18 protein-coding genes are annotated in these 24,642 nt (G+C 61.2%); 13 read left to right on the top strand and 5 right to left on the bottom strand.

All coding sequences use genetic code 11. The features are described 5' to 3' along the window. Window positions 1-24: 24 nt before the first annotated feature. Together A0257_10035 and A0257_10030 are read right to left on the bottom strand one after the other, a co-directional pair. A complete protein-coding gene (locus A0257_10035; GenBank protein ID AMR27402.1) occupies window positions 25-975 on the bottom strand; it encodes a hypothetical protein in 951 nt (316 codons plus the stop codon). 129 nt (window positions 976-1,104) lie between these two features. Continuing rightward, complete coding sequence (locus A0257_10030) at window positions 1,105-1,989, bottom strand: oxidoreductase (GenBank protein ID AMR27401.1); 885 nt, start codon at window positions 1,987-1,989, stop codon at window positions 1,105-1,107. A gap of 188 nt (window positions 1,990-2,177) precedes the next feature. Between A0257_10030 and A0257_10025 the strand changes: the two genes are divergently transcribed. Then, a complete protein-coding gene (locus tag A0257_10025; GenBank protein ID AMR27400.1) occupies window positions 2,178-2,687 on the top strand; it encodes a DNA starvation/stationary phase protection protein in 510 nt (169 codons plus the stop codon). A gap of 87 nt (window positions 2,688-2,774) precedes the next feature. On the opposite strand, the gene A0257_10020 is transcribed toward A0257_10025, so the two are convergent. Both A0257_10020 and A0257_10015 read right to left on the bottom strand, forming a co-directional pair. Continuing rightward, entirely contained in the window at window positions 2,775-3,779 is a 1,005-nt protein-coding gene (locus tag A0257_10020) for an NAD(P)-dependent oxidoreductase (GenBank protein ID AMR27399.1), read from the bottom strand. A gap of 548 nt (window positions 3,780-4,327) precedes the next feature. Further along, on the bottom strand, window positions 4,328-6,772 hold the full coding sequence (locus A0257_10015) for a beta-galactosidase (protein ID AMR27398.1): 2,445 nt from the start codon (window positions 6,770-6,772) through the stop codon (window positions 4,328-4,330). A gap of 208 nt (window positions 6,773-6,980) precedes the next feature. On the opposite strand from A0257_10015, the gene A0257_10010 reads away from it, so the two are divergent. The 12 genes from A0257_10010 to A0257_09955 all read left to right on the top strand — a co-directional run bounded on the left by A0257_10010 (window position 6,981) and on the right by A0257_09955 (window position 22,778). Next, window positions 6,981-8,831, top strand: coding sequence for a hypothetical protein (locus tag A0257_10010; protein AMR27397.1), 1,851 nt, complete (start codon window positions 6,981-6,983; stop codon window positions 8,829-8,831). Between the two features lie 231 nt (window positions 8,832-9,062). Next, entirely contained in the window at window positions 9,063-9,860 is a 798-nt protein-coding gene (locus A0257_10005) for a diaminopimelate epimerase (protein AMR27396.1), read from the top strand. Between the two features lie 92 nt (window positions 9,861-9,952). Continuing rightward, window positions 9,953-10,504 carry an acetyltransferase gene (locus A0257_10000; GenBank protein ID AMR27395.1) on the top strand — a complete coding sequence of 184 codons (552 nt, stop codon included), beginning with the start codon at window positions 9,953-9,955 and terminating at the stop codon, window positions 10,502-10,504. A gap of 124 nt (window positions 10,505-10,628) precedes the next feature. Beyond that, window positions 10,629-11,870, top strand: coding sequence for a glycosyl transferase (locus tag A0257_09995; protein ID AMR27394.1), 1,242 nt, complete (start codon window positions 10,629-10,631; stop codon window positions 11,868-11,870). Window positions 11,871-11,929: 59 nt separating this feature from the next. Beyond that, entirely contained in the window at window positions 11,930-13,108 is a 1,179-nt protein-coding gene (locus A0257_09990; protein ID AMR27393.1) for a UDP-galactopyranose mutase, read from the top strand. A 206-nt stretch (window positions 13,109-13,314) separates the two neighbouring features. After that, window positions 13,315-16,740 (top strand): preprotein translocase subunit SecA, encoded by a 3,426-nt coding sequence (secA, locus tag A0257_09985; GenBank protein ID AMR27392.1) that lies wholly within the window; start codon window positions 13,315-13,317, stop codon window positions 16,738-16,740. A gap of 148 nt (window positions 16,741-16,888) precedes the next feature. Further along, the gene (locus tag A0257_09980; GenBank protein AMR27391.1) at window positions 16,889-17,554 is read left to right on the top strand and encodes a 2-deoxyribose-5-phosphate aldolase; all 666 of its coding nucleotides are present in this window, start codon (window positions 16,889-16,891) and stop codon (window positions 17,552-17,554) included. Next, on the top strand, window positions 17,535-18,104 hold the full coding sequence (locus tag A0257_09975) for a hypothetical protein (GenBank protein AMR27390.1): 570 nt from the start codon (window positions 17,535-17,537) through the stop codon (window positions 18,102-18,104). The genes A0257_09980 and A0257_09975 overlap by 20 nt, the downstream gene beginning before the upstream one ends. Before the next feature lie 186 nt (window positions 18,105-18,290). Further along, the gene (locus A0257_09970; GenBank protein AMR29707.1) at window positions 18,291-19,481 is read left to right on the top strand and encodes an N-acyl-L-amino acid amidohydrolase; all 1,191 of its coding nucleotides are present in this window, start codon (window positions 18,291-18,293) and stop codon (window positions 19,479-19,481) included. Window positions 19,482-19,581: 100 nt separating this feature from the next. Further along, entirely contained in the window at window positions 19,582-20,352 is a 771-nt protein-coding gene (locus tag A0257_09965; protein AMR27389.1) for a hypothetical protein, read from the top strand. A gap of 212 nt (window positions 20,353-20,564) precedes the next feature. Continuing rightward, a complete protein-coding gene (locus A0257_09960) occupies window positions 20,565-20,999 on the top strand; it encodes a hypothetical protein (protein AMR27388.1) in 435 nt (144 codons plus the stop codon). Window positions 21,000-21,278: 279 nt separating this feature from the next. Then, window positions 21,279-22,778 carry a deoxyribonuclease HsdR gene (locus A0257_09955; GenBank protein AMR29706.1) on the top strand — a complete coding sequence of 500 codons (1,500 nt, stop codon included), beginning with the start codon at window positions 21,279-21,281 and terminating at the stop codon, window positions 22,776-22,778. A gap of 157 nt (window positions 22,779-22,935) precedes the next feature. Here A0257_09955 and A0257_09950 read toward each other — a convergent pair whose 3' ends face one another. After that, the gene (locus tag A0257_09950; GenBank protein ID AMR27387.1) at window positions 22,936-24,399 is read right to left on the bottom strand and encodes a hypothetical protein; all 1,464 of its coding nucleotides are present in this window, start codon (window positions 24,397-24,399) and stop codon (window positions 22,936-22,938) included. Window positions 24,400-24,642 lie beyond the last annotated feature (243 nt).

Raw genomic sequence — 24,642 nt, 5'->3', positions numbered from 1 at the left:
CGCGCACGAACTGGAAAGTTCGCGCTACTGGCCTAGCAGCTCGGCCAACAAGCCCTCTTTGAGGGCAGAAGCTGACGTGGTAATCTTGGTTAAACCGTAGGTAGTCAACACATATTTGACGATGACGCTGGCTACCACCAGCATATCGGCGCGCATGGGAAACATGCCGGGCAGGGCCACGCGGCCATCGTGGTCGAGGGTGAGGAGCTGGGCGAAGTGGCGCTCAAAATCGGCCACGGGCAGCTCGGTGCTGGGCGGCAGGTCGGCCTCGCGGCGAATGTGGCCCTCGCGCAGGTCGGCCAGCGTATCGAAGCTGCCGGAGCTGCCCACCAGGCCGGCCAGCGGCCCAAACTCGGCCACGGCCGCCGTGAGCGGGGCCAGCTTGTCGGCCACATATTCTAATTCGGCCTGCATCTGCGCGCGCGGAAACACGCCGCTGGGGTCCGGAAAAAACTGGTCCAGCAGCCGCTGCGCGCCGATTTCGAAGCTGTGCTTCCAGAAAATCGTGTCCTCGTTGGCAATGATAAACTCAACCGAGCCGCCGCCGATGTCCATTAGCAAGTGGTTGGCCTGGCCCAGCGGCACGGCCTGCCGGATGCCCTTGGCAATGAGCTCGGCCTCACGCTCGCCGCTAATTACTTCGACCTGAATGCCAGTGGTTTCCAGAATGTCGCGCACCAAATCGGGGCCGTTGCGCGATACGCGCATGGCGCTGGTGGCCGTGGCGCGCACCTCCGTGGCCTGGTGCAGCTCAATTTCTTCCTTGAAGCCGCGCAGCGTTTGCAGGGCGCGGTCGTAGGGCGCGGGCAGTATTTCGCCCTGGCTGATGCCGCCCTCGCCCAGGCGCACGCCCACCTTGGTGCGCAGCAATACGTGGGGCGGCTGGCCGGGCCGGTCTTCCACTATCAAGAGGTGGAAGGTGTTGGTACCGATGTCGATAAGGGCCAGGCGACGGTGATTAGATAGTGCGTGCATAAGCTGTCAAGTGCGATACTATAAAGTGTCTGTCATTGCGAGCAAAGCGAAGCAATCGTACCAGCACGATTCCCGAACGATTTCGTGCTGGTGCGATTGCTTCGCTTTGCTCGCAATGACAGGTGTGGTTTAAATGGCAAACCGGCAAAACGTGCCCAGCGGCAGCTTGCGCTGGCTGGCGTCGTGCAAGTATATCTCGCCCAGCTCACGCACGGCCTTGGGGCCGGGAAAAATGGCCTGCGTGAGGTTGTCTAAAATAAGCGCCGAAAACCCTAAGGAATAGAGATTTACGACAAAGAAATGGTCGGCTGGGTCGAGCAGCTGCTGGCTGAGTTTGAGCAGCTCGTTGAGCTCGTCTTCGAGCTGCCACTTTTCGCCGTTGGGGCCGCGGCCGTAGGCGGGCGGGTCCAGGATGAGGCCCTGGTACTTGCTGCCGCGCTTCACCTCGCGGCGCACGTATTTCATGGCGTCTTCGACCAGCCAGCGCACGCCGTCGAGCTGGCTGGCCTCCATGTTGTCGCGGGCCCAGAAATTGACCTGCTTCACCGAGTCGAGGTGCGTGACGTCGGCGCCAGCGGCGCGGGCGGCCAGAGTGGCCGCGCCGGTGTAGGCAAACAGGTTGAGCACGCGCGGCAGCGCGGCGCGGCGCGCAAGGGTCTGGTTATAAATGAATTGCCAGTTCGGGTCCTGCTCCGGAAACAGCCCCACGTGCTTGAACGACGACAAGCCCAGCCGGAAGCGTAGCTGGAGGCCGCCGGGACGCTCGTAGGCAATGACCCACTGCTCGGGCATGCCTTTTTGGAGGCTCCACTGGCCTTTTTCGGTGCTGCCGGGGGCGCGGGCAAAGGTGGCGTCGGCCTGGTGCCACTCGGCGGGGGGTAGGGCCTGGTCCCAGATGGCCTGGGGCTCGGGGCGCGCCAGCACGTACTGGCCAAAGCGTTCCAGCTTCTGAAAATGGCCGCTGTCGAGCAGCTCGTAGTCGGGCCAGGGCGAGGTAGTGAGAAAATCGTACACGAGTTAAAAAGCGGATTTATGGGGCGGGCTACCCCGGCCGGGACTCGTAAAGGTCGGGCGCGGGGCCGGAAATCGCCGGATGCCCGAATTTTTTTAAACTACCCCGGCGCGATTGCGTAAACATTGGTATGCGCTTGCCTTATTGGATAAGCAGCTGATTCCCAAAAAATTAATTCAAAATTCATTTTATGGCTACTACCCTCGCCAAACCAGCTTTGTTGCATACGCCGTCGGACCTTGATGAACAAGGCCGCGCCAAACTCAGCGACAGCCTGAACGTGCTCGTTTCGGACCTGTTCGCGCTCTATGTGAAGACCAAAAACTACCACTGGCACATGAATGGCCGTCACTTCCGTGACTACCACCTGCTGCTGGACGAGCAGGCCGACCAGATTTTTGCCATCATTGACCCCACTGCCGAGCGCGTGCGCAAGCTGGGCTACCCCACCGTGCACTCGATTGGCGAAATCGGCCGCAAGCAGCGCGTGAAGGACAACGACGATGTGTATGAAGACCCCAAGGACATGCTCGTTGACCTGCTGAACGAGAACCGCACGCTGGCCAAGAACATGCGTGACACGCACGAAATCGCTGACAACATCAAGGACGTGGCCACCGCCAGCTTGCTGGAAGTATATATCGATGAGGCCGAGCGCCGCGCCTGGTTCCTGTTCGAAGCCACCCGCGACGTCAACTAAGCTGCTATTAATCAGCGTTGTAAAAAAAGGTGGGCTGGTCGGTAATTACCGACCAGCCCACCTTTTTTGCGTGAGTTGTAATATGCTTTACGGCTGGCCGCCGCCGCCAGCCGAGCCATATACCTGCCCAGTAGCATAGCTGGCGTCGCTGGCGGCCAGTTGCACGTAAATGGAAGCAAGCTCGGCCGGCTGGCCCGGTCGGCCCATCGGCGTTTTGCCACCAAAATTCTTGAGGTTTTCCTGGGTAGAGCCCCCGCTAACCTGCAAAGGCGTCCAGATGGGGCCCGGCGCCACGCCGTTCACCCGGATGCCTTTGGGAGCGAGCTGCTTGGCCAGCGACTTCACGTAGTTCATGGTCGCGGCCTTGGTCTGGGCATAGTCATACAGGTTTGGCGAAGGGTCGTAAGCCTGTTCCGAGGTGGTGCCGATGATGGCCGAGCCGGGCGGCAAGTGGGGTAGGGCAGCCTTAATAATCCAGAACGGCGCGTAGATGTTGGTTTTCATCGTGGCGTCAAAATCCTCGGTCGAGAGGTCCAGAATCGAGGCGTGCTGCTGCTGCCGGCCCGCGTTGCTGACCACGATATCGAGCCCGCCGAGCTGGCGCACGGCCTCCGCCACCAGCTTTTGGCAAAAGGCCTCCTCGCGCAAATCGCCGGGAATGGCCACGGCCTTGCGGCCTGCGGCCTTGATGAGCGCAATCACCTCTTTGGCGTCCGCCTCCTCGGCCGGCAGGTAATTGATGGCCACGTCGGCACCTTCGCGGGCGTAGGCGATGGCGGCGGCGCGGCCCATGCCCGAGTCGCCCCCGGTAATGAGCGCCTTGCGCCCGGCCAGGCGTCCCGAGCCCTTGTAGCTGGTTTCGCCGTGGTCGGGGCGGGGCGTCATCTGGCTGGCCAGGCCCGGAAAGGGCTGCGACTGCCCCGGAAACGGCGGCCGGGGGTATTTGGTAGTGGGGTCAACGAGCGGCACGGCCGGGGGGGTAGGCGCGGCGTCGCCCGTGGCGGCCAGCACCGGCGACACGGCCGCGGCCGCCAGGCTGGCGCCCAGGCCACCCAGTATCTGGCGTCGGCTGAGGTTGTGTTCTTTATCCATTAGGAGGTTTATTTTTGAAGAGGTTCCGAGAGTATAAGTAACTGCTGTTACGCCCTATTTTATTCGAGATGGTAACGGGGAGGAGCGCGAACTTGGTAGTTCGCGTCCCCGCGCCGTTATACTGGCTTTAGTGGCGCGGGGACGCGAACTACCAAGTTCGCGCTACTCCCCGTGGCGTAACAGCAGTAAGTAGTCAGAATTAAATAATAAGACCATAGTAGGCTGATAATCAAGTAGAAAAGGTAAGAACTATTGCTTTTGTCTTACTGCTTAAAACGGTTTGTCGTCGCCGTCCTACCCCCCATTCGCGTTTGCAAGTCAGGCACTTCGCCCGAGGTGAACAAGCGTTGATACGCTGCCCCGAAATGCACGGTTGCTACAGTGGAGCTTGCCCGCGCGGGGTTTGTTTGTTGCGCCTGGGTTCCGTTTGAAGGCTTTCTGCGTAGCAAGCTGGCGTCTTTACCTCAGCCAACGGCCTCAAAACCAAAACCCCTGGCCCCTCGGGGTAAACCGGGAAGCCAGGGGTTCCAGAGGGGGTAGGGCGCTGCTTACCTGGCCGTAGTCAGCTGCAAAATTCCCTCCTTCAGGCCGGCGGCCGTGGCCTTCACCTGCACAGTGCCCGCCGTTTCGCCGGCCTGCACGATGGCCACGAGCTGCCCCCGAAAAGCGTGCATCTGGGGCAGCTGGAACGGCTCCAGGCACGTGGCGTCGCCGTTGCCGATGGCGCGGAACCGGCCCGCGCCGCTCACCGCGAAGTGCAGCTGCTGGGTAGCCTCGGGGCAGAGGTTGCCCCGCGCGTCTTCCACGCGGGCCGTGAGGTAGGCGAGGTCTTCGCCATCGGCGGCCAGCCGGGTGTGGTCGGCCACGAGGCGAATGTGGTCGGGCGCGCCGGCCGTGCGCACTTCCTCGGTGCCGACTTCCTTGCCCTGCGCGTCATAGGCCACCACCTTGATAGCGCCGGGTTGGTACACCACATCGGGCCACTCCAGGCGGTAGCGGGTTTGGGGGTCAGCGGTGGTGGCTTTGGCCTGGCGGCCCTGGCTTTTGCCGTTCACGAACAGTTCAGCCGAAGGCGCGTTGGTGTAGCAGAACACGGGCGTGACCTGGCCCTCGCGGCCGGGCCAGGTCCAGTGCGGCAGCAGGTGCAGCGTGGGCTGCGTGGGGTTCCAGCGGGCGCGGTAGAGGTAGTAGCGGTCCTTGGGCTGGCTGGCCAGGTCCAGCAGGCCGAAATAGGAGGTGTGCGAAGGCCACTTCTCATCATAGGGCGTCGGCTCGCCGAGGTAGTCGAAGCCGGTCCACACAAACTCGCCGGCCACGTAGGGGTAGTCGTCCTGGGCCGCGAACTCGACGTCGGGAATCTGCGACCAGCGGCAAGCCTCCAGGTCGTAGGAAGAGCACTGGTTATCAGGATATTGCTTGTCCTTGGCCGCCACCACCGGAAACTTATACACGCCCCGCGAGCTGACAGTGGAGGCCGTTTCGGTGCCCAGCAAAAAGCCCTGCGGCAGCTTGGCAATGGCCTCGGGATAGCGCGCGGGCTTGTAGTTGAAGCCCGGCACGTCGAGCACCGCCGCGAAGCCATACTTAAAATCATCGTCGAAGCGGTCCATGCCGGCCGTTACGGGGCGGGTAGAGTCTTCGCGGTGCACGATGTCTTGCAGTCGCCGGGCAATGGCCGGGCCTTCGGGCGTGCTCTGGTCGGGCACCTCGTTGCCGATGCTCCACATAATGGCCGACGGGTGGTTGCGGTCGCGGTGCACCATGTTGGTGAGGTCCTTTTCCACCCACTGGTCAAAATACTGGCTGTAGCCGTTCTTCACCTTGGGCACCTTCCACTCGTCAAATGACTCCACCATCACCATAAAACCCAACTCGTCGCAGAGCGTCATCAGTTCGGGCGCGGGCATGTTGTGCGTAGTCCGAATGGCATCGCAGCCCAGGTCCTTGAGCAGCAGCAGTTGGTGGCGTAGCGCGGCCACGTTCACGGCCGTGCCCAGCGGCCCCAGGTCGTGGTGGTTGCACACGCCCTTAAACTTGCGCGGCTGCCCATTGAGCGAAAAACCGGTGCCCTTCTCAAACTTGAAAGAGCGAATGCCGAACGGCGTTTTATAGGTGTCCTGCACCGTCGTGCCGGCCAGCAGCTGCGACTCGGCCCGGTAGAGCACCGGCGTTTCGGGCGACCACAGCCTGGGCGCTTTCACCTCGAAATTCTGCTCCACTTCGGCCCCCGTGACGGGGGTAGTGGCGGTGGCCACCACGCGGCCGCTGGCGTCGCGCAGCTCGGTTCGCAGCGTCAGGCCGGTGGTGCCGACGGGCGCTTCTACTTTGGTGCGCAGCCGCACCGTGGCGGCTTCGGCCGTGATGGTGGGGGTAGTAATATAGGTGCCCCAAACCGGCACGTGCGCGCCTTGCGTGGTGATTAAGTGCACGTTGCGATACAGGCCCGCTCCTGGGTACCAGCGCGAGGCTTCGGGTTGGTTTTCGAGGCGCACGGCCAGCGTGTTGGGGCCGCTGGCGCGCAGGTAGGGCGTGATATCGACCGAGAACGAGTTGTAGCCGTAAGGCCAGAACATGGCTTCCTTGCCGTTGATATAAACCCGCGCGTTGCTCATCGCGCCATCAAACAGCAGCACGGCTTGGCCATTTTTTCCTAGCTTGGGCACCGCCAGCGCGCGCCGGTACCAGCCCACGCCCACGAAGGGCAGCCCACCCGTGCGGCCCGATTTGAGGGTAGCCGTCTGCTCGCCGTTTTGCTCGATTTTCACTACCTGAGCATCGTTTTGGCCACTAAACGGCCCCGTGATGGCCCAGTCGTGCGGAATGCGCACGGTCTGCCACTGGGCGTCGTTCAGCTCGGGCCTGGTACCGTTGGGCTGCTCGCCTCGGGTAAATTTCCAGTTGGTCTTGAGCAGGGTTTCCTGGCGGCTTTGGGCGGCGGCGGGCAGGCTGGCGGCCAGCAGCAGCGCGGCGGCCAGGGGTTTAGCAAAAGACATGGGAAGGGTAGGAGGGGCGTAAAAATCAGTGCTCAATAAGAAAAGCAAGGTACGCCGACGAGGAGCGGCCGGGCTTCGTCGCGCGGCCGCTATGGTTTGACTGGCCTGGCGGGTAGTTGGCCGGCCGGCGCTTCGGAGCCGGGCCGCAAACCCCTAGCTTTACATGATGCTTGGTTTTTGGCGAATAAAATATGCGTGCTACCTCTTATTGCTCGCTTTCGGGGGGGTAGGGGCCGCGGCGTGCTCGTCGCCCCGCGCGCCCGCGCCCCCGGCCGAAGCCTATCTGCGCTGCCGCGAGGTGTACCGGCCCGTGCGCGGCCGGCTCTACGACCGCCACGGTACGTTGCTGGTGACCAACGAGGTAGGCTACACCCTCAGCCTGCCCAAAGGCGCGGCATTTGACACCGCCGCGTTCAATGACCTGCTGGGCTGGCCGGCCGGCGCGTTGCAGGCGCGGGTGGCGGGGGCCCGCCCACCCGCCGGCCCCCTACCCCCCGCCCCGGTGCCCGACTCGACCGGCGTGGCCCCGCCGCTGCTGCCCGCCCCGCCCCGGCCCCAGCGCTGGCCCGTGGAGCTGGCCCTCACCCGGCCCGAGGCCGACAGCCTGCGCCGCCACGCCCGCGACTATCCGGGCCTGGCGGTGCGCCACCGCCGCGCGCGCGCCTACCGCACCATCGTGGCCGCGCCCGTGCTAGGCTACCAGCCGGCCGCGGCCCAGCAGTTTCTGTACCTGGCCCAGCGGCTGGAGCGGGGCCGCTTCTACCGCCTGCACAACAGTGGGGTAGAAGGATATTACAACGCCCTGCTCGACGGCCGGCGCGGGGCCTACCACCCCCTCACCGATGGCCACGGCCGCGTGCATGGCACCTGGGCCGCCGACACCGCTTACCAGCCCGGCCAGGACCTGCGCCTCAGCCTCGACCTGGGCCTGCAAGCCTACGCCGAGCGCCTGCTGGGCGAGCGGCGCGGCTACATCGTGGCGCTGGAGCCGGCCACCGGCGAAATCCTGTGCTACGTGTCGGCCCCCACCTACGACCCCGCCGTGCTCACCGACCCCGGCCGCAACCCCGAGCGCCGCGCTCTGCTGCGCAACCCCGACCAGCCGCTGCTCAACCGCCCCGCCGTGCTGGCCAACCCGCCCGGCTCGGTCTTCAAGCTCGTGAATGCCGCCGTGGCCTTGCAGCTGGGGGCAATAAGGGCCGACACGTCGTTTGCCTGCGACCAGTCGCTCATCACTTGCGTGCATCCGCATCCGCGCGCCCGCAACCTCACGATGGCTCTCAAGTACAGCTGCAACCCGTATTTCTACCAGGTGCTGCGGGCGGTGGTGGAGCCCCGGCCCGACTCGGCCGCCACGCTGGCCGACAGCACGGCGGCGCGCCACGCGCACCTGGCGGCCTGGCGGCGCTACGTCAAGTCGTTTGGGCTCGACACGCTGCTGGGCGTCGATGTAGCCCGCGAGCAGCCCGGCTTTCTCCCTACCCCCGCTTATTACGACCGAGCCCGCCGCACCAGAAACTGGACCTTTCGGTCCATTTATTCGCTCAGCATCGGGCAGGGCGAAATCAACCTGACCGGCCTGCAAACGGCCAACGTGCTGGCGGCCATCGCCAACAGGGGCTGGTTCATCACGCCGCATTTCGTGCGGGCCATTGGCACCTCGGGCCGGCCCCTGCCGCGCTTTTTAGAAAAGCACTACCCCCTGGTGGACAGCACCAACCTGGCCGCGCTGGTGCCCGGCATGGTGGCCGCCATGCAGCACGGCGGCACCGCCGAGCTGGCCAGCCTGGCCGATGTCGGCATCACGGTGGCAGGCAAAACCGGCACCGTGCAAAACGATGAGGGCGACGACCACGCCACTTTCGCTGGCTTCGCGCCCGCCACCCGGCCGCGCATCGTGGTGGCCGTGTACATCGAAAATTCCGGCTTCGGCGGCCTCTCGGCCGCGCCCTGCGCCGCGCTCATCATGGAGAAATATCTGAAGGGTCACATCGCGCCCAAGCGCAAGCGCTGGGAATACTGGCTGCGCTGCGGCGACCTGGCCAGCCAGGGGCATTAGGTTGGGGCTTTCAAGTTCCTGGTTAGTGTATATCTTGGACGGGGCGGGCTGCCGGCTTTTCGCCGGCTGTCCGCTTGTCGTTCGCGCCGCTCGTTCTTCCGAAGAGCGGACAGCCGGCGAAAAGCCGGCAGCCCGCCCCGTACACCAACTCCGAAACGGCTCTAAGTTTGTTGTTTGATTTTTGCAAAACTCCCTGATCAGGAACCAGGAAACTGAAAGAACCAGAAAACCATGACCTTCCATAAATACCAGGGCACCGGCAACGACTTCGTTATCCTCGACGACCGCGCCCGGCAGTTTGACGAAACCGACCACCTGCGCATCGCGCAGCTTTGCAACCGCCGCTTCGGCATCGGGGCCGATGGGCTGATGCTGCTGCGCAACAAGCAGGGCTACGATTTCGAGATGGTGTACTTCAACGCCGACGGCTACCCTAGCAGCATGTGCGGCAACGGCGGTCGCTGCCTGGTGGCGTTCGCCAAGCGTTTGGGCATCATCGCGGATAAAGCGCATTTCCTGGCCGTAGATGGCTCCCACGACGCCCGCGTGGCGCCCGATGGCACCGTGCGCCTGAAGATGATTGACGTGGCGCCGGCCCAGCCGGGGGGGGTAGGGGAGCACGATATTTTTCTGCACACCGGCTCGCCCCATCACATTCATTTTCTCGATGCCGAGGAGCACCACTCGCTGGCCGAGTTCGACGTGTACGGCCACGGCCACGACATTCGCTACGACCAGGCCTACGACCCGGCCGGCGTCAATGTCAACTTCGTGGAGGTGCCCGCCGACCCCGCCCACCCCTGGCCCGTGCGCACCTACGAACGCGGCGTGGAGGACGAAACCCTGAGCTGCGGCACCGGCGTCACGGCCGTGGCGCTGGCCGCCTCAGCGCGCGGCGCTACCTCGCCCGTAACGCTGCAAGCGGCTGGCGGCTTGCTCGAAGTGGCCTTCGACCAGCGCCCCGACGGCAGCTTCGAAAACGTGTGGCTGAGCGGGCCAGCCGTGCGCGTGTTTGGCGGCGAGTTGTAAATTTCACCGCAGAAGACGCAGAGGGTTGCGCAGAAGGGACGCAGAGGACGTTCTTCTGCGCCCCTTCTGCGCAACCCTCTGCGTCTTCTGCGGTGAAAACATTTCCCCCGGCTACCGTCACGCTGCGCGCGCTCGAACCCGACGACTTGGAATTTTTATTTCAGCTCGAAAATGACCCCGACCTCTGGGCAGCGTCTGACGTGCTGCCGGCCCCGGTGTCGCGCCATGCCCTGCGCGAATACCTGCGCCACGCCGCCGCCAGCCTGGCCGAAGCGGGGCAGATGCGCCTGGTTATCAGCCTGGCAGATGGGACGGCCGTGGGCACCCTCGACTTGTTCGACTACTCGGCGCTGCACCAGCGGGCGGGGGTAGGGATTACGGTGCTGCGCCGGGCGCGGCGGCAGGGCTGCGCCCAGGCCGCGCTGGCCCAACTGCTGCCCTATGCGCGGCAGGCCCTGCGCCTGCATCAGCTATACTGCACGGTAGCGGCCGATAATCGGTCCAGTATCAGCTTATTCAAAAATACTGGTTTTCGGCGCGTTGGCGTGCGGCACGACTGGCTACGTGAAAATACCCCCGCTGGGTGGAAAAATGCCGTGGAAATGCAGCTATTACTCCAAAATTGGCACTGCCTTCCCCACTAGCTACCCATTTTAAGCTCAGCCATATCTTTTGAGCGGGGTCTTTCGTAGAAGCTCACAAGGACAGCATCCCGGACGTTTTTTACCCGGCGGTTGCTACCCCCAAGCTTCTTCCTGTCTTCTTTTCATGCCGCTTTCTACTTCGGCGGTGACACCCGCGCGTGCCACCTCCACCGCCCCGGCTGCGGACCAAGCCGCCACTAAAAAACTTCCGTATTCGCTGCCCGACCTGGTTTGCTTCGCGCACCTGCATTGGGATTTTGTGTGGCAGCGGCCCCAGCACCTGCTGGCGCGCTTTGCCCAGCAGGGCCGCGTATTTTATGTCGAGGACGCCTTCTACCACGCCGACGACCTAGTTGAGCCGCACATCGAAGTAAAAGAGCGGCAGAATGGCGTGAAAGTATTGGTGGCGCACCTGCCCCACCACCTGCACGCCGACGAAGCCGCCGCCGAACAGGCCCAGTTTGCCGTGCTAAGCCGGTTTTTTGCTGATAATTCGGTTACTCACTTTGTAGCGTGGTATTACACGCCGATGGCGCTTGGCAAGTCGCGGCTCTTTTCGCCGGCTCTCACCGTGTACGATTGCATGGATGAACTGGCTCAGTTCAAATTTGCTCCGCCCGAACTGCGCCAGCGCGAGCAGGAATTGTTCAAAAAAGCGGACCTGGTATTCACCGGCGGGCAGCGCATTTATGAGGCCAAGCGTGAGCAGCACGACGATGCGCACCCTTTCCCGAGCAGCATTGATAAAGAGCACTTTGGCCAGGCCCACAATCCTGAGCTGGCCGAGCCCGCCGACCAAGCTAGCATTGCCCACCCGCGCATCGGTTTTTTTGGGGTAATAGACGAGCGCCTCGATATTAATTTGCTGGGTGCCCTGGCCACGAACCATCCCGAGTGGCAGTTCGTTATTATCGGACCAGTGGTAAAGATTGACCCTGCCACGCTGCCTCACAATCCCAATATTCATTATTTAGGTGGTAAGAGCTATCAGGAGCTTCCGGCCTATCTGCGCGGCTGGGACGTGGCTACCCTGCTTTTTGCCCGCAACGAGAGCACCGAGTTTATTTCACCCACCAAAACGCCCGAATACCTGGCCGCCGGCCGGCCGGTAGTGAGCACCAGTATTCGTGATGTGGTGCGCCCCTACGGCGACCTCAATCTGGTGCAGATTGCTGATGACCCTCAGGACTTTGGCCAGGCCATTGCCCGCGCCCTAGTGCAGGGCCAAGACGCCGACTGGCGCACCCGCACCGACGACTATTTAGCTACTATTTCCTGGGACCTGACCTGGCAAAATATGGTGAACCTGATGCAGGAGCGCCTCGCTGCCAAGCACCCTACTCCTCCTGCTGCTACCCAACGCTAGCCTTTTCTGCCCTACCCCCTGCGTTTCCAATTTCCACGTCTCTCTAAATTTTTACTCTCATGTTTGACTACCTCATCGTCGGGGCCGGCTTTGCTGGCAGCGTGCTGGCCGAGCGGCTAGCCACCCGCAGCAACAAAAAAGTGCTCATCATTGATAAGCGCAGCCACATCGGGGGTAATGCCTATGACCATTATAATGAGGATGGTATCCTGATTCACAAGTACGGTCCGCACATTTTCCACACCAACTCGAAGGACGTATTCGACTATCTGGGCAACTTCACTGATTGGCGCCCCTACGAGCACCGCGTGCTCGCCTCCGTGGATGGCCAGCTGGTGCCGATGCCCATCAACCTCGACACGATTAATAAGCTCTACGGCCTGAACCTGACCAGCTTCCAGGTAGAGGAATTCTTCGCGTCGGTGGCTGAGGAAGTGTCGGTAATTAAAACGTCGGAAGACGTGGTGGTGAGCAAGGTGGGTAGGGAACTGTACAACAAGTTTTTCAAGAACTACACCAATAAGCAGTGGGGCCTCGACCCCTCGCAGCTGGACAAGTCGGTGACGAGCCGCGTGCCTACCCGCACCAACCGCGACGACCGGTATTTCACCGATACCTACCAGGCCATGCCGCTGCACGGCTACACCCGCATGTTTGAGAAGATGCTCGACCACCCGAACATCAAAATCATGCTCAACACTGACTACCACGAGATTATGGATTTCATTCCCTTCAAGGAAATGATTTTCACGGGTCCGGTAGATGAGTATTTCGACTTCAAGTTTGGCAAGCTGCCCTACCGTTCGCTGGAGTTCAAGCACGACACGCTGAGCGAGGAAAAGCACCTGGCCGCGCCGGTCGTAAACTTCCCCAACGAGCACCCCTACACCCGCATTACGGAGTTTAAGGCCCTCACCGGCCAGTCGCACCCCAAAACGGCCATTGTATATGAGTACCCGCAGGCTGAGGGCGACCCGTACTACCCCATTCCGATGCCGGAAAACGCCGAGTTGTATGCTAAGTACAAGAAGATAGCCGACGAAACGCCCAACGTGCATTTCGTGGGTCGCTTGGCTACTTACAAATATTACAACATGGACCAGGTAGTGGCCCAGGCCCTGACGCTCTATAAGCGCCTGACCGAGAAGGAGGAAGCTGCCAAGCCCGTCCGTCCCGCCATTTCGGGCAGCACGGCGCTGGTCGAGAAGCTGGTTAGCCGCTCGCCGTCTAAGGAATAATTCCTGGTTCCTGGTTGAGAGTTCAACTGATAACTAGAAAACAGAAACTAGGAACCTATCTTTCTGCCATTATTTCCGCTTGGCAAAACCCCGCACTCTTTTTGAGCGTGCGGGGTTTTATAGTTTACATTGCGCGGCCCGGTTCGGTAAGTACGCCCTAAATTTGCCTAACTCGCGCTGTCCTTTTTAGTCAATTTGTTTACCCAATGTTAGATTTCCTCGGCAAAACCGTCGCCAAACTGTTTGGCTCCAAAGCAGAAAAGGACCTCAAGGACGTGGTGCCTTACGTGGCCCTCATCAATGCGGAATATGCCAAACTGGCTGACCTGACCGACGACCAGCTGCGCCACCGCACCCAGGAAGTGCGCCAGCAGCTCGACGGCAAGCTCGCAGACCTGGACGCGCGGATTGCGGGCCTGCACGCGCAGATTGACGACCAACCGCAGCTCGACGTCAGCAAAAAGGAGCAGATTTTTGAGCAGCTTGACACCCTCGAAAAGCAGCGCAACAAGGACCTGGAAGTGGCCCTCACCGAGGTGCTGCCCCAGACCTTTGCCATTGTGAAGGAAACCGCCCGCCGCTATGCCCAGAATGGCCAGCTGACGGTGACGGCCACCGACATGGACCGCGACATTGCCCGCACCAAGCAAAACGTGACCATTGTGGGCGACCAGGCTATCTGGAGCAATAAATGGCTGGCCGCCGGCGCCGAAATCACCTGGGACATGGTGCATTATGACGTGCAACTGATTGGCGGCGTGGTGCTGCACCAGGGCAAAATTGCCGAGATGGCCACCGGCGAAGGCAAGACGTTGGTTTCGACGCTGCCGGCCTTCCTCAACGCGCTGGGGGGTAGGGGCGTGCACCTCGTAACGGTGAACGACTACCTGGCCAAGCGCGACTCGGAGTGGAACGCGCCACTGTTTGAGTTTCACGGCCTCACCGTGGATTGCATCGACCGGCACCAGCCCAACACCGACGCCCGCCGCAACGCCTACCTGGCCGACGTGACCTACGGCACCAACAACGAATTTGGCTTTGATTACCTGCGTGATAACATGGCCCGCGACCCCTCGGAGCTGGTGCAGCGCAAGCACCACTATGCGATGGTGGACGAAGTGGACTCCGTGCTGATTGACGATGCGCGCACGCCGCTCATCATCTCGGGCCCGGTGCCCAGGGGCGACGTGCACGAGTTTTTGCAGCTCAAGCCGCGCATTCAGCGGCTGGTAGACGAGCAGAAAAAATTGGTGCAGTCTTACCTGGTATATGCCCGTAAGGCCATTGCCGAGGGCAAAACCGGCCCCGAGGAAGGCGGCAAGAACGGCGACGGCGGCCTCGCGCTGTTCCGCGCCGCCCGCGGCCTACCCAAGAGCAAGCCGCTCATCAAGTTCCTGAGCGAGTCGGGGATGCGCGTGATTTTGCAGCAGACTGAGAACCACTACCTGCAGGACAACTCACGGCAGATGCCGGAGGCGGATAAGCCGCTGTTTTTCACCATTGATGAGAAAAACAATCAGATTGAGCTAACCGAGAAAGGCATTGACCTGATAACGGCGCAGGGCGAGGACCCGCACCTGTTCATCATGCCCGACATTGGGGTAGAGATTGCTAACATCGAGAAGGCCGAGGCTTTGACTGCGGAGGAAAAGCTTCAGCAGAAAGAGCAGCTGATGAGCGACTACCAGGAGAAATCCGAGCGTGTTCATACTGTTAACCAGCTCCTGAAAGCCTACACGCTGTTTGAGAAAGACGACCAGTACATTCTGAGCCAGGAAGGCAAGGTGATGATTGTGGACGAGCAAACCGGCCGCGTAATGGAAGGCCGCCGCTACTCCGACGGCCTGCACCAGGCCATTGAGGCCAAGGAGGGCGTGCGCATCGAAGATGCGACGCAGACCTACGCCACGGTGACGTTGCAGAACTTCTTCCGCATGTATCACAAGCTGGCCGGCATGACCGGCACCGCCGAAACCGAAGCTGGCGAGCTGTGGGAAATCTATAAGCTGGACGTGGTAGTGATTCCGACCAACCGCGTGATTTCGCGCAAGGACGACCACGACAAAGTGTACCGCACGGTGCGCGAGAAGTACAACGCCGTGGCCGAGGAAATCCAAGCCCTCGTAACGGCCGGTCGGCCGGTGCTGGTGGGTACTACCTCTGTAGAAATCAGCGAGTTAGTAAGCAGGATGTTGAAGCTGCGCGGCATCAAGCACCAGGTACTGAACGCCAAGCAGAACCAGCGCGAGGCCGAAATTGTGGCCGGTGCCGGCTACCCCGGCACCGTGACCATCGCCACCAACATGGCGGGCAGGGGCACCGACATTAAGCTGCGCGAAACCTCGAAAGACTCGGGCGGCCTGGCCATCATCGGCACCGAGCGCCACGAAAGCCGCCGCGTTGACCGCCAGCTGCGGGGTAGGGCCGGCCGCCAGGGCGACCCCGGCTCCTCGCAGTTTTTCGTGAGCCTGGAAGACAACCTGATGCGCTTGTTTGGCTCGGAGCGCATTGCCAAGCTCATGGACCGCATGGGTATGGAAGAAGGCGAAGTGATTCAGCACTCGATGATTACCTCCTCGATTGAGCGCGCTCAGAAGAAGGTGGAAGAAAACAACTTCGGCACCCGCAAGCGCCTGCTGGAGTACGACGACGTGATGAACGCCCAGCGCGAGGTGGTGTATCGCCGCCGCCGCAACGCCCTCTTCGGTGAGCGCCTGGAGCTGGATATTCTCAACCTGATTTACGACGTGAGCGAGGACGTGGCGGCCGGTCACAAAATCACCAACGACTTCGAGGATTTCAAGCTGTCGGTTATCCGGGATTTCGGTTACGACACGCACATCACGGCCGCGGAATTCAGTGCCTTATCACCTGAGCGCCTCACCCAGAAGCTCTACGACGAGGCTACTGGCTACTACGAAAGCAAGAACGAGCACATCGGCCAGAACGCCCTGCCGATGATAAATGACCTGCTGCGCCAGAATACGCCCTACGAGAACATCGCCATCCCCTTCACCGATGGCCACAAGCATACCCAGGTGGTAGCCAACCTGCGCAAGGCTCAGGCCAGCAACGGGTTGGATATCGTGCGCCAGATGGAAAAAGGCGCGGTCCTCTCGACCATTGACGAAGCCTGGACCCAGCACCTGCGCCAGATGGACGACCTCAAGCAGGTGGTGCAAAACGCGGTGTATGAGCAAAAAGACCCGCTCCTGGTCTATAAATTCGAGGCCTTCGAGTTGTTTAAGCGCATGCTGACCAAGGTGAATCACGGCACAGGCAGCTTCCTCTTCAAAGCCGACGTGCCAGTAGCCACCGAGGCCGGCTTTGCCGAGCCCGATTTATTCTACGAAGATGATATATCTGAGCCGCTGCCCAAGCTCAAAGCCGAAAAGGCCATCTCGGACGTAAGTCTCGGCGCGGGCCAGGAAGACCTGGACCAGGCCGCCGCGCTAGGCATTGCTGTGGCCCCGCCGCCCCGCCAGGAGCCCGCCCGTTCGCAGAAAGTGGCCAACCGCAACGACAAGGTGACGGTGCAGTACATGGACGGCCGCGTGGTGCGCGACGTGAAATACAAAACCGTGGAAGAAGACCTCGCCGCCCAGCGCTGCGTGCTGGTAGAAGAGGCATAAGGGTTAAGAAGTAACTGAACGTCATGCTGAGCTTGCCGAAGCATCTCTACCGCATAACTAACTCCTGTCGTTAGGTTTACTTACGCGGTAGAGATGCTTCGGCAAGCTCAGCATGACGTTCGGCTGTTTATCGTTCATAAAACCAAACATGAATCTCGCTGCCACTCTCGACCACACCCTGCTGCGCCCCGACTGCACCGAAGCCCAGATAGTGCAGCTCTGCCAGGAGGCGCGCATTCACGGCTTCGCCAGCGCCTGCGTGCCGCCGTGCTACGTGCCGGTGGCCGCCCGCGAGCTGAGCGGTTCGGGCGTGGCGGTCTGCACCGTTATTGGCTTTCCGCTGGGCTACAGCAGCTCGCGGGTGAAGTTCCGCGAAGCGGAGATTGCGCTGGCCGAAGGCGCTACCGAGCTGGATATGGTGCTGAACGTGTCGCTGCTCAAGTCGGGCCAGCTTGATGCGGTGCGGGCCGAAATCGAAGACCTTACCGACCTGGCCGAAGTACGCGACGCGCTGCTTAAAGTCATTATCGAAACCGCCTTATTGACGGAGGAGGAGATGGAAACCGCTGCCCGGCTCTGCGCCGAGGCCGGCGCGCACTTCGTGAAAACCAGCACCGGCTTTGCCAGCCGGGGCGCATCGGTGGCCGATGTGGAGCTGCTGCGCCGGGTGCTACCCCCCCACGTGCGCATCAAGGCCAGCGGTGGCATTCGCACGCGGGCGCAGGCCCTGGCCATGCTCGCGGCCGGGGCCGACCGCCTAGGTACGTCTAATAGTCTGGCTATCTTGCAAGAAGATGAATCTCCGCTTTCGTAACGCCGTGCTGCTGCTAAGCCTGCCGCTGCTGGCCGCCTGCGCCGCCTCGGCCCCCGCCACCCGCGCCCAAACGCCCGCCGACACCACCCGGAAGTCCGTGGCCACTGCCACTGCCGACGACTTAACTAAGTACCGGCCGGTCTTCGCGCCAGCGGCGACGGCGGGCAGCCCTACCCCCCCCACGGCGGCCAAGCCCACGCCGCCGGCCCGCCCCACCGCGCCCGCCCCTACCAACCAGGTCAATGCCCAGGTGGAGCAGCGCCTGCGCGACCAGGCCTTCACCAACCAGAACGTGAAGTACGCCAGCGGCTTCCGCGTGCGCGCCTACCTGGGGCTAGAGCGCGACCAGGTGATGAGCATTCGCCGCCAAATAATCTCGCGCTACCCCGACGAAACGGATTACATCACCTTCAAGCAGCCCGTGTACCGACTCTACATCGGCGACTATATCAACAAGCTCGACGCCGCGCGCGGGCTGGCGCGGGTGCGGCAGTTTGTGCCCCGCGCCGAGCTGGAGCCCATGCAAGTGCTGCTGGATAAGACGCCGTAGCCTGTTATCTGAACCACGGATTCATGCGGATTTTTCGGATTAATCGGATTTTGTGGATGGCTCGTTGGCTTTGACACAAGGTTTTAATAAGTATATTTTTAAGAAATAAAAATGCGTGCAGCTATGAGTGAGGTAGATACTAAGCCGTCCACAAAATCTGTGGAATCCGAAAAATCCGTCGAATCCGTGGTTCAGATACTAAAAGCACGTGCTGCCGCCCTGGCCCCCGAGCTATCGGCCCTGCGCCGCCACCTGCACGCCAACCCGGAGCTTTCTTTTCGCGAAATTGAAACCGCCGCGTTCGTGACCGAGCAGCTGCGGGCGATGGGGCTGGTGCCGTATTCGGTGGCGGGCACGGGGGTAGTGGCTCTCATTGAGGGGCAGCCAGGCGGCCCGGTGGTGGCCCTGCGCGCCGACATGGACGCGCTGCCCATTCAGGAGCTGAGCGATATTCCGTATAAATCGACCCGGCCCGGCGTGATGCACGCCTGTGGCCACGACGTGCATACGACCTGCCTGCTCGGCGCGGCGCGCCTGCTGACCGAGCAGCGCGCTAATTTCCGGGGCACCGTGAAGCTGATTTTTCAGCCCGGCGAAGAAGTATTGCCCGGCGGCGCATCCCTGATGATAAAAGACGGCGTGCTTGAAAGCCCTACCCCCTCCGAAATCCTGGGTCAGCACGTGTTTCCGCGCCTGCCAGTGGGGCAGATTGGCGTGCGGCCGGGCCGCTACATGGCCAGCACCGACGAATTGTATTTGAAAATCAAGGGGAAAGGCGGCCACGGCGCCATGCCCGAGCTTAACCTCGACCCCGTGCTGGTGGCGGCCCACCTCATTGTGGCGGCGCAACAGGTAGTTAGCCGCCGCGCCAACCCCAAAATGCCCTCGGTGCTAAGCTTCGGCAAGGTTATCGCCAACGGCGCTACCAACGTCATTCCCGACGAGGTGTACATCGAAGGCACTTTTCGCACGCTCGATGAGACGTGGCGCGACGAGGCCCACGTGCACCTGCGGCAGCTGTGTGAAGGCTTGGCGGCCAGCATGGGCGCGGTGTGCGAGCTGGAAATCCGGCGCGGCTACCCCTGCCTCGACAACAACCCCGCCGTGACGGCCCGCGTGCGCGCCGCCGCCGAAGCCTACCTGGGCGCGGAAAACGTGATTGAGCTGGACCAGTGGCTGGCGGCCGAGGACTTTGCCTACTTTTCGCAGGCCGCGCCGGCCTGCTTCTACCGCCTCGGCACGCGGGCCACCGACGGGCGCTTTGCCGCCTCGGTGCACACCCCCATTTTTGATATCGACGAGCAGGCGCTCAGCGTGGGCGCGGGGCTCATGGCCTGGCTCACGTTGCAGGAGCTGGCCGGGCCTGCTACTGCTTAATTATTAGTTATTTATGCGTATCCTGTTACTTGCTTCGTTTCTTTTGGGCGGTTCCTTAGCTGCTTGTGCGCAAGCTCCTACCCCCCCCTACGACCCCAACGTGGCCCACCGCTCAGTACAAACGCTTCAGTTCTGGCCCGAGCTGCAAGGCGAGCTGGTATTACATAATGGGGACTACCTGCTGCTGTCGTTGCGTGGCGAACGCGCGGCCTCCAGCGGCGACTTTGCGGGCCGCCGCCTGGGGTTTGATACGCGCCGCGCTCGCGTGGCCTACGAGCATTTTGGCAGTGCTGCCTGGAGCTACGGTGCCACGGTGCAGCTGGTAGGCGATGGCCGGGGCGCGGCTGTCATCCCCGAAATACTGGCGCGGCACCGCTCACCTATATTTGGTAATATCACCTTTGGCCAGCGCTTGAGCTTAGAACATAACTTCACCAATAATGGGGCCGCGCCGCTGGGCTCGGGGCCTGATGGCCAGACCTGGACCCGCCTGCGCGTGGACCTGGAAAAGCTCCTACCCCTCGGCAGCGACGCCAATGGCCTGGCCCTGCGCCCGCGCCTGAGCTACGAAGCCAGCACGCACCTGCGCTTCCAAAAAGCTACCAACGACCTCAACGAACGGACCATTCAATACACCAGTCTGCGTGCTGAACTGGGCGTGCGGCTGTCACCGCGCTTCGATTTCACACCCTGGTTCGCGTACCAGACTTCTTATCAGCAGAATTTGGTATTTACGGATGTTACCGGAACAATTCCAGTATCGGGTGGTAAGATTAACGCCGTATATCCCACCGTGGGGCTCGACGTGCGCTTCACCTTACTGCCCGTTGGTGGCAAGGCGAATCGGATACAACTGCCAACTCAGCATTAATAGGTTTAATGTCATTTTGGAGGTGTTATAAATCCTAATGGGTGCTTTCAAGACAGATTTTCCGACTAAGAAATGAACGTATTGTAAAGGTCAGTCATTTTGTCTGTAATAGAGAAATGGTATAAAGTTTAAGGATAGGATAGAAAGTAGCGTTGCCGTTGGTAGCGGCTCGCTTTTAACCTTACTTACCTTTCTGCTACATGTCTGCTTTATTGTATAATTCCCGGCCGGCCGTTCGCCCGGCCCGTGCGTTCAGCTCGCTGCTGAACGAGCTGTTGCGTGATGCCCAACCTGCCGCGCCTACCCCCTCTACTTCGTTCGTACCCGCCGCCGACATTTTTGAAACGGCCGCTGGCTACGAGTTGCACCTGGCGCTGCCCGGCGTGGCCAAAGACGCCGTAACCATCGACTTTCAGGAAGGCCAGCTCGTAGTAACCGGCAGCCGCCCCGCGCCGGCCACCGAGGGCGAAAACGTGCCCCAGTTGCGCCGCGTCGAAACCCGCTTTGGTGAGTTTCGCCGGGCCTTCCGCCTGCCCGAAACGGTGAACGCGAAAGCCATCAGCGCGGAGCTGACGGAGGGCCTGTTGCGCGTAACGCTGCCTTTCGACACCGAAAAGGTGACTAAACAGCACATTGAAGTGCGCTAAGCTCTCCTAAAACAGAGGCACCCATATAGGTGCCTCTGTTTGGTTATTCCGGGCTGCTACGATGTGGGCAGCACCAAAAAAATGCCGCTTTTCGGCAACCTTTGGGCACGAAAGCGGCTCTTACTGGCGTTATTAGTAAGAGCGTAAAACTCAGCCGCAGTGCCAGAGTTATCTTATCAGTTTTAAGCGGGGGTAGTTGATTTTTCTGGCTTCCCGTCGTTATTTCGCTTTTCTTCTCCCTACCTTTTTAAATAAACCCCGATGCAAGCTAAAAACATGATGCTCGGCCTGTTTACCTCTGCCGTGCTAGGCGGGGGCGTGGCCGTGGGGGGATATAAGCTGCTAGAATCTGAGCCGGGCAACGTGGCTCTCACGACAGTTGCTTCTGACCCTCAAGTTCGTTACACCTCGGCCATGCGCAGCACTGCTTACGCCGCGCCCGAAGGCCTCAACTTCGTGGCGGCTGCCGCGGCCGTGACGCCCGCCGTAGTGCACGTAATGACTGAATATAAGGCCGAGCCGCAGCAGGCTCAAAGCCGCATGCAGATGGACCCCTTCCTGCGTCAGTTTTTCGGCGACCAGTTTGACGGGCAATCGCGTGGCCAGCGCGAGCCGCAAGGTGGTGGCGAAGGCTCGGGCTCGGGCGTGATTATCGCGGCCAACGGCTACATTGTGACCAACAACCACGTGATTGATAAAGCGTCGAAAATCACGGTAGTGATGGACGACAAGCGCAAGTTTGACGCCGAGCTGGTGGGTGCCGACCCCAGCACCGACCTGGCCGTGCTGAAGGTGAAGGCCGATAACCTGCCCTTCGTGAAATATGGCAACTCGGATGATGTGAAGGTGGGCCAGTGGGTGCTCGCCGTGGGTAACCCCTTCAACCTGAACTCGACCGTGACGGCCGGTATTATCTCGGCTAAGGGCCGCAGCATTGGTATTCTGAGCCGCGACCAGGCTGCCGGTGTCGAGTCGTATCTCCAGACCGATGCCGTGGTGAACCCCGGCAACTCGGGCGGCGCGCTGGTGAACACCAGTGGCGACCTCATTGGCATCAACTCGGCTATCTCCTCGCACACGGGCTCTTTTGAGGGCTACGCTTTCGCCGTGCCCAGCGCCATCGTGAGCAAAGTGGTGGACGACCTGCTCAAGTATAAAGTAGTGCAGCGTGCCCTGTTGGGCGTGCGCATCCAGGAAGTAGATGCCAAACTGGCTTCGGAAAAGAAGCTTAATACCCTGAATGGTGTGTATGTGCAGGGCTTGGGTGAAAAAAGCGCTGCCGCCGCCGCTGGTCTCAAAATCGGCGATATCATCACCGACATCAACGGTGTATCGGTGAATACCGCTTCGCAATTGCAGGAGCAGGTATCGCGCTTCCGCCCCGGCGACAAGATTAAGGTGGGCTACCTGCGCAATGGCAGCAAGGAGAATACCAACGCTACTCTCTTCAATGCCTCTAACACCACGGCCGTGGTGAAGGAGCTGCCCGCCGACGCTGGCATCAGCTACGAAGGTGCCAAGGTGTCTCCGGTAGCGGCCCGCCTGCAAAACGCGCTCGGCATCGAAGGCGGGGCCCAGATTTCGGGCATCAAAGGCAGCAATTTCAAGGAAACCGGCATGGCCGACGGCTTCATCATCACCCGCATCGACAAGAACGTGGTGCGCAAGCCGGCCGACGTGCAAGCCTATCTTGACCAGGCCAAGGACAACTCAGGTGCTTTGGTAGAAGGTGTTTACCCCGATGGCCGCAAGGCTTACTACCCCATCGGCCGCGAATAAGCGTTCCTTGTGGGCTATGCGAAAGCCCTTTCATCTTGGCGGCTTGTGTTTACCCAAAACTCAAAAAGCGCTGGCCGGCAGGTCAGCGCTTTTTTGTTGAAGCTATTATGCCCGTAAATATATGGAAAATTTAGGATAAGAGAAGTAGGGCGCGTGCCTACAGCACCTTGATATCCTTGGCGGCTGCCGCCGGGATGGCGGGCTGCTGTTGCGTATTCAGCCGCACGTTCTTGAACTCGATGTTGCGAATGTTGCTAGCTACTACCCCCCTAGTGGCGGTTATCGTTACGTTGTCAAAGTGAATATCGTGCACCGGCTGCTCGGGCAGGCCCTGGAAATACATAGCCGTTTCGGCACCTTGGCAAGTGATGTTTTTGAAGTAGAACTGCTGAAAATCGGGTACTTTGGTGGCGGCCGTGGGCAGGCCGCTGCCCTTCGCCTTGCCGGCGGGCACGTCTTCGTAGGACGTGTCGAAGAGCACGGCCTCGTGCAGAATATTGCTCATGGCGATGTTATCGACGTAGATGTTGCGCACCAGGCCACCGCGGCCGGCGTTGCTCTTCACGCGCACGCCAATGTCGGTGCCCAGGAAGCGGCAGTCGGTGACCCAGATGTCGCGCATGCCGCCGTCGGTGTTGCTGCCGATGACGAAGCCGCCGTGGCCTTGCAGCACGGTGCAGTCGGCGATGAGCACGTTGGTCAGGGCTGGGTCATCAGGCGCGCGGTCGCCGCTCGATTTCATGCAGATGCCATCGTCGCCGGCGCTCACGGTGCAGTGGTAAATAACCACGTTGTGGCTGGCGCTGATGTCGATGCCGTCGCCATTCTGGGCCGAGTAATCGTTGTGCACCTGCACGTTACGAATAATCAGGTTCGTAATTCCCTTGGGATTTACCATGAACATGGGCGAGTTGCGGAACGTCGGCCCGTCGAGCAGCAGGTTTTTGGTATTGGTGATGACGACCAGCTTGGGCCGCAGGTAATCGCGGGCGGGCAGGTAGTCGGCCTCGGTGGCGTCGGGCTTGTTCTTGAGCTTTTTGAGCAGGTTTTCGCCGCCCAACGCTTCGCGGCTGGGCCACCAGATTTTGCCGTCGGTGCTCAGCGCGCCGCCCGAGCGCACCACACGTTCCCACTCGGCGGCCGATACTTTCGACTTCTTCAGGGGCCGCCACGTCTCGCCCGAGCCGTCAAATATGCCCGGCCCGGTGATGGCCACGTCGTGCAGCTTGTTGCCCCACAGCGGCGGCGTCACCTCATACTGGCCCTTGCCGGCCGCTTGCAACGGATACTGGCTATGGTCGGGAGTGAAAGTAATGAGCGCGCCGGCCTCGGTGTGCAGGTCGATATTGCTTTTTAACTCAATCGGACCCGTCAGCCACTGGCCGGCCGGCACTACCACGTGGCCGCCGCCCGCCGCCGCGCACGCCGCGATGGCTTGGGCAAAGGCCGCTGTATTCAGCGTCTTGCCGTTGCCTACCCCCCCAAAGTCCTTCAACGAAACCGAGTGGGCCGGAATCACTGGGTCGGGCACGGCCGGCATGGCAAACGGCGCGTGTTGGGTGTACCAGGCCACGTCGTGGGCCGGCGTCTGGGCCAGGGCCGGCGCGGCGGCCAGCAGCAACAGAGGGAGTAATTTCATAAAAAATCCAGCAAAAGCAACAATGTCAGCGGCTAAGCGCGGTACAATTGCTGGGCCATTCTACTGGCAACGATTGCGGACTATGACAGCGCTTTTGCGGCTGGCTGTTCTTGTCAGCTAAGCGGTTGAGTGGCCATGCTGGCATTAGACACAAAAAATGAACGTCATGCTCATCTGGCGTCCGCCTGTCGAAGCATCTCGCCCGCACCTTTTGGTTACTACCAC

The organism is Hymenobacter psoromatis, assembly GCA_001596155.1.
Classification (GTDB): domain Bacteria; phylum Bacteroidota; class Bacteroidia; order Cytophagales; family Hymenobacteraceae; genus Hymenobacter.
Note: the sequence above shows the minus strand (reverse complement) of the source record. Positions and strands in the feature narration are given on the sequence as shown.